The sequence below is a fragment of the Streptococcus sp. KHUD_016 genome (assembly GCF_051106465.1).
GTDB lineage: Bacteria > Bacillota > Bacilli > Lactobacillales > Streptococcaceae > Streptococcus.
In genome coordinates this window covers 213,408-226,250 of sequence record NZ_CP193663.1, presented here as the reverse complement: position 1 = coordinate 226,250, position 12,843 = coordinate 213,408, and the positions used below count along the sequence as shown (strand labels likewise).

11 protein-coding genes are annotated in these 12,843 nt (G+C 43.5%); 1 reads left to right on the top strand and 10 read right to left on the bottom strand.

All coding sequences use genetic code 11. The features are described 5' to 3' along the window. The first annotated feature begins 104 nt into the window (after positions 1-104). Complete coding sequence (locus ACORHV_RS01105) at positions 105-518, top strand: EamA family transporter (protein ID WP_000264204.1); 414 nt, start codon at positions 105-107, stop codon at positions 516-518. Positions 519-556: 38 nt separating this feature from the next. Here ACORHV_RS01105 and ACORHV_RS01100 read toward each other — a convergent pair whose 3' ends face one another. The 10 genes from ACORHV_RS01100 to leuS form a co-directional block, all read right to left on the bottom strand. After that, positions 557-1,936, bottom strand: a complete 1,380-nt coding sequence (locus ACORHV_RS01100; protein WP_000911363.1) for a glycoside hydrolase family 1 protein — start codon at positions 1,934-1,936, stop codon at positions 557-559. Between the two features lie 106 nt (positions 1,937-2,042). After that, entirely contained in the window at positions 2,043-3,896 is a 1,854-nt protein-coding gene (locus ACORHV_RS01095; RefSeq protein ID WP_000814031.1) for a proline--tRNA ligase, read from the bottom strand. Positions 3,897-3,912: 16 nt separating this feature from the next. Next, positions 3,913-5,169 carry an RIP metalloprotease RseP gene (gene rseP, locus ACORHV_RS01090; protein ID WP_000579746.1) on the bottom strand — a complete coding sequence of 419 codons (1,257 nt, stop codon included), beginning with the start codon at positions 5,167-5,169 and terminating at the stop codon, positions 3,913-3,915. A 15-nt stretch (positions 5,170-5,184) separates the two neighbouring features. Then, positions 5,185-5,988 carry a phosphatidate cytidylyltransferase gene (locus ACORHV_RS01085; protein WP_042902948.1) on the bottom strand — a complete coding sequence of 268 codons (804 nt, stop codon included), beginning with the start codon at positions 5,986-5,988 and terminating at the stop codon, positions 5,185-5,187. Between the two features lie 8 nt (positions 5,989-5,996). After that, positions 5,997-6,755: an isoprenyl transferase gene (locus ACORHV_RS01080; protein ID WP_000466705.1), complete on the bottom strand. Its 759-nt coding sequence runs from the start codon at positions 6,753-6,755 to the stop codon at positions 5,997-5,999. 206 nt (positions 6,756-6,961) lie between these two features. Beyond that, entirely contained in the window at positions 6,962-7,546 is a 585-nt protein-coding gene (locus tag ACORHV_RS01075) for a nucleotidyltransferase family protein (protein WP_042902949.1), read from the bottom strand. Next, positions 7,527-8,525, bottom strand: coding sequence for a Holliday junction branch migration DNA helicase RuvB (ruvB, locus tag ACORHV_RS01070; protein WP_083321214.1), 999 nt, complete (start codon positions 8,523-8,525; stop codon positions 7,527-7,529). Before ruvB ends, ACORHV_RS01075 begins: the two co-directional genes overlap by 20 nt. A 487-nt stretch (positions 8,526-9,012) precedes the next feature. Then, positions 9,013-9,429, bottom strand: coding sequence for a GNAT family N-acetyltransferase (locus tag ACORHV_RS01065; RefSeq protein WP_000626622.1), 417 nt, complete (start codon positions 9,427-9,429; stop codon positions 9,013-9,015). Between the two features lie 11 nt (positions 9,430-9,440). Next, on the bottom strand, positions 9,441-10,136 hold the full coding sequence (locus ACORHV_RS01060) for a GNAT family N-acetyltransferase (RefSeq protein ID WP_001144921.1): 696 nt from the start codon (positions 10,134-10,136) through the stop codon (positions 9,441-9,443). Between the two features lie 194 nt (positions 10,137-10,330). Beyond that, positions 10,331-12,832 (bottom strand): leucine--tRNA ligase, encoded by a 2,502-nt coding sequence (leuS, locus tag ACORHV_RS01055; RefSeq protein ID WP_000011730.1) that lies wholly within the window; start codon positions 12,830-12,832, stop codon positions 10,331-10,333. Between the last annotated feature and the right edge of the window lie 11 nt (positions 12,833-12,843).

Here is a 12,843-nt window from a genome sequence, read left to right as displayed (position 1 = left end):
ATAAAAATTGGTATAGTTTTTCTATCTGGTATTTTATCAAGATTTCACTTGATACCTGACAAGTCGGCATCAATTACTTATAATAAGGGGAGGAGGTATTCGCCATGTGGTTTTTCTTCGCACTTTTATCAGCTATCTTTGCAGCCTTAACGTCAATTTTAGCCAAGATTGGGATTGAAGGAGTTCCATCCAATCTAGCAACTGCTATTCGTACAGTCGTCGTCATTCTTATGGCCTGGGCTATGGTTTTCTTGACCAATAGTCAGACCGAAATTGTCAACATCAGTAAAAAAAGTTGGCTCTTTCTCATCTTATCAGGCTTAGCCACTGGCGCCTCCTGGCTCTGCTACTACAAGGCCCTACAGATGGGCAATGCGACTGAGGTATCTGCTGTCGATAAATTCAGTCTCGTCATTACCCTCGTTCTAGCCTTTTTCTTCCTACAGGATGTCCTGACGTTTAAAACAATTATTGGCTGTATCCTGATTACGATTGGGACCTTGGTGATGATATTGTAATAAAAAGTGAGATGAACACCATCTCACTCTTTTTATTCTTAAAATCCATTATGGTCGCTGAGTTCCTTGAACCAATGGCCTGATTTTTTTAGACGACGTTCCTGTGTTTCCAAGTCAAGCTCAACTAGACCGTAGCGGTTTTTATAGCTATTGAGCCATGACCAGCAATCAATAAAGGTCCAGATTAAGTAACCCTTACAATTGGCTCCGTCTTCAATGGCACGGTGAAGTTCACGCAGATGTCCTTTGACAAAGTCGATACGATAGTCGTCCTGAATCATGCCATTCTCACGGAATTTATCCTCACCTTCAACACCCATGCCATTCTCTGTCAACATCCACTCAATATTACCATAATTTTCTTTGATATTTTGAGCGATATCATAAATCCCCTGCTCGTAGATTTCCCAACCTCGGTGAGGATTGATTTTACGGCCCGGCATGATATAAGGCTCGTAAAAATGTTCTGGCAAGAGGGGACTGTCTGGATGTTTAGCAAAACGCGGCGCCATAACGCGCAAAGGTTGGTAGTAGTTGACTCCAAGGAAATCAACTATGTTCTCGCGAATGAGTTCTAACTCTTCAACAGTGTACTCTGGCAGCAAATCATGCTCAGCTAAAATTTCCACCAATTCCTCTGGATAAGCTCCCAAGACAGACGGATCTAGGAAAGATTGAGCTTGGAAGAGGTCGGCAATGCGCGCAGCCTTGACATCCGCAGGATGCTGGCTACGTGGATAGGCTGGTGTCAAGTTAAGTACAATTCCAATCTTAGAGCCAGGCAGAATCTCATGACAGGCCTTAACCGCAAGACTACTAGCCAGTTGCGTATGATAGGCAACCTTAACCGCTGCTTTGGCATCCACCTTGTGAGGATAATGGGCATCATAAAAATAACCAAATTCTACGGGGACGATGGGTTCATTAAAGGTAATCCATTGGTCTACCAAGTCACCGTAAGTCTCAAAACAAAAACGAGCATAGTCTTCATAAGCCTTGACAGTTGCCTTATTTTCCCAGCCATCACCAGCTTCTTGAAGGGCAAAAGGCAGGTCGAAGTGATAGAGATTGACTAAGAGACGAATCCCCTTGGCCTTAATAGCCTCAAAAACCTGACGGTAGAAAGCCACCCCTTGCGGATTGATCTCTCCACGACCTTGCGGAAAAATACGAGACCACTGGATAGAAGTTCGGAAGGCTGTATGCCCAGTCTCTACCAAAAGCTCAATATCCTTTTCCCAGTTTTCGTAAAAAGTCGATGTTTTATCAGGTCCAATTCCATTGTAGTAACGATTTGGCTCTACTTGGAACCAATAATCCCAGAGATTGTATCCCTTGCCGTCACCAGGTACACGACCTTCTGTCTGTGGTCCAGAAGTAGAGGAACCCCAGACAAAATCCTTTGGAAATTTTAACATTATTATACCTCTTAACTTGATGATGTATTCTTCACTCTCATTATATAGAAAAAACAAGGTAAAAACTAGTTACATTTTTGCCTTGTTTTTCTTCTGATTATAGTTTTTATTTCTTGCTGAGGATTTCAAGCGTTTCAAGCAAGTTGTCTGCATGAACTTCGATGGTGTCACCAGTCGCCTTGATCTTAACTTCTACAATACCGTCAGCTGCTTTCTTCCCAACAGTAATACGGATTGGCAACCCAATCAAGTCACTATCGCTAAACTTCACTCCGACACGTTCGTTACGGTCGTCTGTCAAGACTTCGTAACCAGCTCCCATCAAGCTTGCTTCAAGTTTATCTGTCAAGGCTTGCGCTTCTTCATCTTTGACATTGACAGTAATCAAGTGCACATCAAATGGTGCTAATTCTTTAGGGAAGTTAACTCCCCAAGCATAACGGTATTCGCCTTTTGGCGTTTTATTGACAAAGAGGCGAGCGTGTTGCTCCATAACGGCTGAAAGGAGACGGCTAACACCGATACCGTAACAACCCATGATTATTGGCACAGCACGGCCATTTTCGTCCAAAACATCTGCGCCCATACTTGCTGAGTAGCGAGTTCCGAGTTTGAAAATATGACCGATCTCAATACCACGGGCGAAGTTTAAGACACCTTGTCCGTCTGGGGAAATTTCACCCTCACGAACTTCGCGGATATCTACATATTCTGCAGTAAAGTCACGACCTGGATTCACACCCGTCAAGTGGTAGCCATCTTCATTAGCCCCTACAACAGCATTGCGAACATCTTGCACCTTACGGTCTGCAATGATTTTCACATTTTCTGGCAAACCAACTGGGCCAAGTGAACCAAAGCCGGCTTGAACAGCACTTGCTACTTCTTCCTCGCTCGCAATGTCAAAGAAATCTGCTCCCAAGTGGTTTTTCAACTTAACTTCATTGAGTTGGTCATTTCCAACTAGAAGGGCTGCAACAAGCTCACCATCTGCCATGTAGAAGAGGGTTTTGATTGTTTGTTCTTCTGGGATGTTAAGGAAGGTTGCGACTTCGTCAATAGATTTAACACCTGGTGTTTCCACTCGAGTTACTTCTTCTTCCGTAACGACACGGTTGCTTGGTTTGTACTCGTTTGTTGCCATTTCTAAGTTAGCTGCATAGCTAGACTCACTTGAGTAGGCAATGGTGTCTTCACCAGAAACCATCCATTTGAGCAATTCTGTCTTGATTTCTTCTTGCACTTCTGCAGGAATTTCATCAAATGAGGCAACTGACTTGTCCAAGACAACCCAGCGGTCAAGGTCTGTACGAGCTGGTGTAATGGCCATAAATTCTTGGCTATCCTTACCACCCATGGCGCCACCATCACCGATGATGGCCTTGAAGTCCAAACCACTACGAGTGAAGATACGTTCATAGGCTGCCTTGTACTCGTCATAAGTCACATCCAAACTATCGTAATTAGCATGGAAACTATAGCCGTCTTTCATGATAAATTCACGCGTACGGAGAAGTCCGTTACGTGGACGTTTTTCATCACGGTATTTCGGTTGGATTTGGTAAAGGTTGAGTGGCAATTGCTTGTAAGATTTCACAGAGTCACGAACAATAGCTGTAAAAGTTTCTTCGTGTGTCGGACCTAAGATAAAGTCTGACTTTTCACGGTTTTTCAGTTTATAAAGGTCTTCACCATAGGTTTCATAACGACCTGATTCACGCCAAAGATCGGCACTGAGAAGTGCAGGAGCCAACATCTCCACCGCACCAATCTTATCAAACTCTTGGCGCATGATATTCTTAGCCTTTTCAATCACACGGTTAGCGAGTGGTAGGTAAGAATATACACCGGCAGAAACTTGACGAACATAACCAGCACGCAACATAAGGGCGTGGCTGATAACTTGAGCATCGCTTGGCATTTCGCGAAGCGTTGGGATTAGCATTTTACTTTGTTTCATAATATTCCTCGATTATCTAAAAGAAGAGTCGCATAATGTCATTCCAGGTCACAGCTAGCATCAAGACAACCATGATAACTACACCAGCCATGGTGACATAGGTTTCAATTTCTTGTTTAAGGGGTTTCCGGCGGATAGCCTCTAGGATATTGAGCACAATCTTTCCACCATCCAAAGCCGGGATAGGAATCAAGTTAAAAATCCCGATATTGATGGAAATTATAGCTAGGAAATAGAGGACATTCTCAAGACCATTTTTAGCAGCATCGCTACTTGCCTTAAAAATGGCAACGGGTCCGCCGAGTTTGTTCAAATCTGGATGGAAAATCAAGTTTTTCAAAGCCGAAAGGATACGAAGTCCTGAGTCAGCTGCAGTTGTAAATCCACCAACAAACATGGATAGAAAGTCTGACTTGACTACCGGTTGAACCCCAAGAATATAACGTCCTTGATTCTCTTCTGGAGTCACCGTGACTTGTTTTTCGCTACCATTTTCAGAAATGGTCACATCTAAGGTCGGGGCTGTCTTGTCCTTGGTATCTGCTTCCACAGCCTGGGTCAAGTCTTGCCAATTCTTAACCTCATGCGAGCCGACCTTGGTGATTTGAGCTGTCTCAGCTACGCCCACCTTAGCCAAAGCTCCTTCTGGCATGACATGAAAGAGATTGGTCTGAGTATCTCTAACACCGCCCTGCAAAAAGATCAAGATCCAAAAAACAACAACACCTAAGATAAAGTTATTCATGGGACCTGCAAAGTTGGTGATGAGCTTACCCCAGATAGAAGCATTTTGATACTGTACATCCAGAGGAGCAATGCGCACTTCGGTTCCGTCTTCTTCAACCACCGTTGCATCATGATCCACTGCAAAGGTCTTTTCTTCTTCCAAGACCAAGCCTTTAATGAAGAGCTTGTCTTCAAAGTCAAACTGAGTTACCTGCATAGGAAGAGACGTTTGATCCAACTTCTTCCCTGAGAGGTTGATCCGTTTGACCTTACCATCATCGGCAAGTGTTAAACTGACTGGAGTTCCTGTCTTGATTTCTGTCGCATCATCACCCCAGCCTGCCATACGAACATAGCCTCCTAGAGGAAGGATTCGAATGGTATAAGCAGTGCCATCCTTACCGATATGGGAAAAAATCTTGGGCCCCATACCAATGGCAAATTCACGAACTAGAATGCCCGATTTCTTGGCAAAATAAAAATGTCCAAACTCATGCACCACCACAATAATCCCAAAAACGAGGATAAAGGTTAGCAATCCAATCATTCAATATTCCTTTCTTTAAAACAGGCCAAATAAGTGCATCATTGGAAACACAATCAGCATGCTGTCAAAGCGATCCAACACACCGCCATGTCCAGGGATAAATTTTCCAGAATCCTTAACACCGAAATGGCGTTTCATGGCACTCTCAATCAAGTCACCAAACTGACCTGCCACACTGAAGAAGGCAGCAAAGAGACTCATTCTATAAATCCCATAAGGAAGAGCAACTGTGCTGTCCACTAACATGAAAACCACTGTTATCAGTACCGCACCTAGAATACCACCGACAAAGCCCTCAATACTCTTATTAGGAGAAACTCTCGGCGCCAATTTATGTTTACCAAAATTCATCCCTGTCAGGTAGGCTGCGCTATCTGTCCCCCAGACGATAAAAAGGGCCAAAAGTACCTTGTCAAAACCTGCCACCCGAGCATCTAGTAAGGCATTGAAGCCAAAACCAACATAAAAACTCACAGCAATTGGAAAAGCGGCATCTTCAATCGTATAGTTTTTACTGAAAACGGTCGTCCCTAGCATTATGGTAATCAAAACACTGTAGGCAACCACATTCCCATCAACAGGCAAAAAAGTTAGGTAATTTTCTAAAGGAACTGTGAGAGCGAAGGTCGCAAAAAGAGTCAAAGCGCCCTCAATGGTCATAGTCTTTAGCCCCTTCATGTGCAAGAGTTCATGGACGCCTAGCATCGCTAACAATCCAATCCCTATCTGCAACAAGAGCCCTCCTGCAAACAAGACTGGAAGGAAAATTGCCAGGGCCAATACCGCAAACAATGTTCTCTTTTGTAAATCCTTGGTCATATCTTCTCCTAAACTCCTCCAAAACGGCGATTGCGATGGTTAAAAGCAGCAATAGCTTCCTGCAAGGCAGCTTCATCAAAATCAGGCCACAAGGTATCTGTAAAGTAAAGCTCGCTATAGGCTGCTTGCCATGGCAAGAAATTACTCAAACGCAACTCACCACTCGTACGGATAATCAAATCAGGATCCCGCAAATCCTTTGGCAGGTGTTGCGTAAAAAGATAGTCCCCAATCATATCTTCTGTGATGTCACCAGGGTTTATTTTAGCATCTAGAACATCTTGAGCCAAGCCCTTAAGAGCCTGCGTAATTTCAGCACGACCACCATAGTTAAGCGCAAAATTGAGAATCAAGCCCGTATTGTTCTTAGTCAACTCCTCTGCTTTTTTCAAAGCTTCAAAAGTCGGCTTAGGCAGACGGTCTGTCTCCCCAATCATCTGAATCTTAACGTTATTTGCGTGCAATTCAGGGACGTAGTTATCATAAAATTCGACTGGCAAGTTCATGATAAACTTGACTTCTTGATCTGGACGCGTCCAATTTTCCGTTGAAAAGGCATAAACCGTGATGACCTTAACTCCCATCTTGTTAGCTGCCTTGGTCACTTTTTGGAGGGCTTCCATCCCTGCTTTATGACCAAAAACCCGTGGTTGCATCCGTTTTTTAGCCCAACGACCATTCCCATCCATGATGATGCCAATATGAGCAGGAACCTGTGTTGGAACCTCGACTTCTACAGCTTTATCTTTCTTAAAAAATCCAAACATGTTCTTATTCCTATTCAAAAATCTATCGTTTCATTATACCATATTTCCCTATTTTCTTCTATTGCTAAGTTATTAGCTCTCCGTAAAGACAAAAAATAAGCCGCCTGATTGGGCGACTTAGTTTTATAGGGAGATTATTATGAAAAAGTTTTAGGAGTTTAAGTTAAGTTCCTCTTAACTTATGAACCTAGTATACCGTCCCTAACTTAAATTTTTCTTAAGTTTTTTGAGAAAGTCAGATTTTTCCATTTTTCTTGCCAATTTTTCTTGGACAAGCGTTCTTGATAGAGCTTCATTCGGTCTTCATTCTCTAAAAAATGAGGAGTTGGGGAAATCTGAAAGTTCAAAATATCCTCTAAACCATAAGGCGCAAAGATCTCTAAAGTTGCGTCGGCATGCAAGCGAAGGCCTATCGCCGTACAGCGTTCAGGATACTTACTCATAGCATCACGAGAACTCGTGTAAGGCGCAGTGTGGGGACTGTGCTGATGCATATAGACCTGATTTTTCAACTCCCACTGATACTGAGGAAAATCTTCTCTCAGTTTTTTCTCTATGGATACTGTTTCCTCATAAGAAATATCTGGATCAAAGAAAATCACATCCACATCCGTCTCACTATCAAAAGGCGATTTATCAGACAAGAGATTCCAGATGAAATTCCTGACAGAACCTGCCGCCAACCACGAATCTTTCAGATCAAGATCACGAATGATGGTCAGAATAGTCATCATATCCAGATTTTCTCTGAAAGCATCTAGAATTTCTTGCTCATTTTTCATTGTATTCATAACCTAAATGCTCATATGCCTTAGCAGTCGCCACCCGTCCAGACCTTGTCCGCATGATAAAACCTTTTTGGATGAGGTAAGGTTCGTACATGTCTTCAACCGTCTCACGCTCCTCGGCAATATTAACGGAGAGAGTACCTAAACCGACAGGACCACCACCGTACATCTCAATCATGGTACGAAGGATTTTCTGGTCCACATAGTCCAAACCTTCATGGTCTACATCCAGCATAGTCAAGGCCTTATCCGTAATGACATCATCAATCAAGCCATCGCCCATAATCTGCGCAAAGTCACGCACGCGCTTGAGGAGACGATTAGCGATACGAGGAGTTCCTCGACTGCGTAAGGCCAACTCCGAAGCTGCCTCATGGGTGATTTCCATCTCAAAAATATCTGCTGTCCGCTCAACAATCTCTGTCAAGTCAGCGTGGGCATAGTATTCCATATGACCTGTAATCCCAAAACGTGCCCGCAGAGGATTTGAGAGCATCCCCGCACGTGTCGTAGCCCCAATCAAGGTGAATGGTGGCAAGTCCAAATGAACACTGCGACTGCCTTCACCAGCACCAATCATGATATCAATGTAGAAGTCTTCCATGGCACTATAAAGCACCTCTTCCACCGACATGGGCAAGCGATGAATCTCGTCAATAAAAAGGACGTCTCCAGGTTCCAAATCATTCAAAATGGCTACCAGATCACCCGCTTTTTCAATGACAGGACCAGACGTTTGCTTGAGATTGACTCCCAGTTCATTGGCAATGACAAAGGCCATGGTCGTTTTCCCCAAACCTGGAGGCCCAAATAAGAGCACATGGTCCAGCGCTTCATCCCGCATTTTGGCAGCTTCGATAAAGATTTGCAGCTGGTCCTTGACCTTATCCTGCCCGATATATTCACGTAAATACTGGGGACGGAGGGTACGTTCTACCAACTCCTCATCCCCCATGATCTCATTATCTAAAATTCTACTCATGGCTCTATTATATCAAAAATCCAAGCCACAAACAAAAAAGCCACCTGATTGGGTGGCCTCTTTAGGGAGATTATTATGAAAAAGAAAAGTTTAGGATTTCATTAAATAAAGTTAGGAGGTCTTTATTTAATGATTATATAATACAAGATAAAACTTAAAACTAACTTAACTTTTTCTCTGATTTATTATTTTTTTAAATTTTTTTCCAAATGAAATTTTCTTTTTCAAGCAACAAAAAAGCCACCTGATTGGGTGGCTTCTTTAGGAGATTATGATGAAAAAGAAAAGTTTGGGATTTCATTAAATAAAGGGTACTCAATGAAAATCGAAATCAGACTAGGCAGATAGACGCAAGCATAACGATAGTTAGCTAAGTCTACTCTAACGAAGGCTGGTGAGATTTTCGAAGAGTATTAGGAGGTCTTTATCTAATAACTATATAATACACGAGGAGACTTAAACTTTACTTAATAAAAAATAATTATTTTTATTTTTTTCGATCTAGCCAAATCATCCCTGTACAATCAAAAGTAGATAAGGTTTTAAAGCCCAAGGAACGATAAAATCCCAAGGTTTTCTCTGTTTGGTCTGTCACCAGTTGAACTTGATAGGCATCTTTGAAATCCCCTAAAGCCTCTTTCATCAAGGCGCCGCCAATCCCTTGACGCTGATAGCTAGGCAAAACAATCAAATCCTGGACAAAAACCGATGAAAAACCATCTCCGACCAAACGAACCAAGCCCACAACAGCATCGCCATCAAGTGCCATATAAATCGCTAATGAGTGAGACAAGGCCTGCTCCAGCATTTGGGGTTGATGTGTATAATTTGTCCATCCAACTGCCTGATAGAGATGCAAAACATCTTCTAACTTGACAACTTCTTGCTTTCTCACGCTAATCATGTCATCACCTCTTAGAGTTCTCTCAAGCTCTTGTACTGCCGTCCATCTTTATCAAAGTTTTCGGGAGCCAGCCATGCTTCCAAACGAGCTTTAACTTGAGGCCAGTCCTTATCAATCATAGAGAGCCAATCCGTATCCCTCGTACGCCCCTTATAAATGACTGCCTGGCGGAAGGTTCCTTCATAGACAAAGCCCAAACGTTCTGCTGCTCGTCTGGATGGCAGATTTAGAGCATCGCATTTCCACTCATAGCGACGATAGTTAAGCTCCTCAAAAACATAGCGAGCTAGGAGATATTGAGCCTCTGTCCCTATACGTGTTCCCCTTAATTCTGGAGAAAAAGTGACGGCACCCACTTCTATTACTCGGTTATTCTGGTCAATACGCATGAGAGAAAAAGTCCCCAAAGCCTTACCAGTTGCCTTGTCTATAATCGCATAGTAAAAACGGTCCTTACGAGCCAACATCTGATTTAAGACGGTAACCAGTTCCTCCATATCTGCCACCGGCTCCTGAAAGAGGTAGGTCCACATCTCCCGAGGAGTATCTGGACCATAAACAGCTAATAAATCCTCCGCATGCTTTTCCACCGAAAGAGCCTCTATCCGAGCGTAGCGCCCTTCTAAGAAATCAATGGAAGGCAATTCTCCTGGAGTATAACCTTCCATTGACTCACCAATCATCTGACCATATTCGTTTACTGGCATCGTTTTCTCCTTGATTCACTTTTCAAACTTTATAATTGCACATAGTATATCATACTTTCATGAAAAAATTCAAAAAATCCTTCAGATTCTACTCTGAAGGATTCATTTCTTATTTAATAACGATATTAACAAGTTTGGTTGGCTTCAATAGTCCAGTGTACTATTGAAGGTGGCAGATAGAGCTAATAAACTCGTTATTTCACAACAATATTAACCAATTTATTTGGTACACTAATCACCTTCACGATTTCCTTGCCGTCAATGTCCGCTTTGACTTTTTCGTCAGCCAGAGCAATTTCTTGCAATTCTTCGCGTGACAGGTCTTTAGCGACCATGAGTTTGGCACGGACTTTTCCTTTGATTTGGATGACGATTTCGATTTCGTCTTCAACCAATTTACTTTCGTCCCAAGTTGGCCAAGCCACGTAAGAGATGGATTCACCTGTTGCTGTAACTGTTTGCCAAAGTTCTTCTGCCAAGTGAGGTGCAAATGGGGCAATCAATTGGATAAAGCCTTTGGCGTAGTCCACATAGAGTTTGTCTTCCTTGTTAGCAGCGTTGACAAAGACCATGAGTTGGGCAATAGCTGTGTTGAATTTCATGGATTCGATTTGCTCAGTTACAGCTTTAACGGTTTCATTGTAAACCTTGTCAAGAGCACCATTGTTTTCCGCAACAATTTCTTTACTTGTGATCAAACGGTAAACACGGTCAAGGAATTTACGGCTTCCTTCCAGACCTTCTTCTGACCAAGCGATGGAAGCATCGAGTGGCCCCATGAACATTTCATAAACACGAAGGGTATCGGCACCATATTGTTCCACCACATCGTCTGGGTTAACAACGTTCTTGAGCGATTTAGACATCTTAGCAGGTGCTTGCTCCAGTTCTTCTCCTGTTTCCACATGGAAGAAAGAACCGTCACGTTTTTCAACCTTGTCAGTCGCTACAAGAGCTCCACGGTGGTCACGGTAGCTTGTTCCCAAAATCATCCCTTGGTTAAAGAGTTTTTGGAATGGTTCTTTAGTTGGAACAACACCGAGGTCATAGAGGAATTTGTGCCAGAAACGAGCGTAAAGCAAGTGAAGAACGGCATGCTCCGCACCACCTACGTAGATATCTACTGGCAACCATTGTTTGAGGAGGTCCTCATCAGCCAATTTCTCAGTATTGTGTGGATCGATATAGCGGAGGTAGTACCAACTTGAACCAGCCCATTGTGGCATGGTGTTGGTTTCACGACGACCTTTAACACCATCTTCACGCGTCACTTCAAGCCAGTCGGTCAAGTTAGCCAATGGGCTTTCCCCAGTACCTGAAGGGCGGATATCCTTGGTGACTGGCAAGACAAGTGGCAATTCACTTTCAGGAACAGCTGTTGAAGTCCCATCTTCCCAATGAATGATTGGGATTGGCTCACCCCAGTAACGTTGACGGCTAAAGAGCCAGTCGCGGAGACGGTAGGTAACCTTCTCTTGACCGCAACCTTTCTCTTCCAACCAAGCCACAATCTTAGCAATAGCGTCTTCTTTGTTCAGTCCATCAAGGAAGTCTGAATTGACATGAAGACCATCTTCTGTGTAGGCAGCGTCTGCTACATTTCCACCTTCAAGCACTTCTACGATTGGAAGGTCAAATTGTTTGGCAAATTCCCAGTCACGTTGGTCGTGGGCAGGAACAGCCATTACCGCACCTGTACCATAGCTAGCAAGAACATAGTCGGCAATCCAGATTGGGATTTCTTTGCCATTGACAGGGTTGATGGCATAAGCGCCCGTCCAAACCCCTGTTTTTTCCTTGGCAAGATCGGTACGAGCCAAGTCAGACTTGAGACTAGTTTGGTGTTTGTAGTCCGCAACTGCATCAGCTTGTTCTGGACTTGTAATCGCATCAACCAAGTCATGCTCAGGAGCCAAGACAGTGAAGGTCGCACCGAAAAGAGTATCAGGACGAGTGGTAAAGACGGTGAATTCCTTGTCAATCCCTTTCACTTTAAAGGTGACATTGGCACCAGTTGATTTCCCAATCCAGTTGCGTTGCATGTCCTTGATAGACTCTGGCCAATCCAACTCATCCAAGTCATTAAGCAAGCGCTCTGCATAGGCCGTGATTTTAAGCATCCATTGACGCATCGGTTTGCGGACAACAGGATAGCCACCACGCTCAGAAGTTCCGTCAGGAAGGACTTCTTCGTTGGCGATAGCTGTTCCCAATTCTTCTACCCAGTTTACTGGTACTTCGGCTTCATAGGCCAAGCCTTTTTCGTAAAGCTTGGTGAAGATCCACTGAGTCCATTTGTAGTAGTTTGGATCTGTTGTGTTGACTTCACGGTCCCAGTCGTAAGAGAATCCAAGCGCATTGATTTGACGTTTGAAGTTGGCAATGTTTTCTGCTGTAAATTCTGCTGGGTCATTCCCCGTATCCATAGCGTATTGCTCAGCTGGCAAACCAAAGGCATCCCAACCCATTGGGTGAAGGACATTGTAACCTTGGGCACGTTTGTAACGGCTAAGGATATCAGTCGCTGTGTAGCCTTCTGGGTGTCCTACGTGCAATCCAGCTCCTGAAGGATATGGGAACATGTCGAGAGCATAAAACTTCGGTTTTGATGCATCTGTTCCTGTCTTAAATGTATGATGTTCTGCCCAGTAGCCCTGCCACTTAGGCTCAATTTCTTTATGATTGTAAAAACTCATGGTCTCTCTCC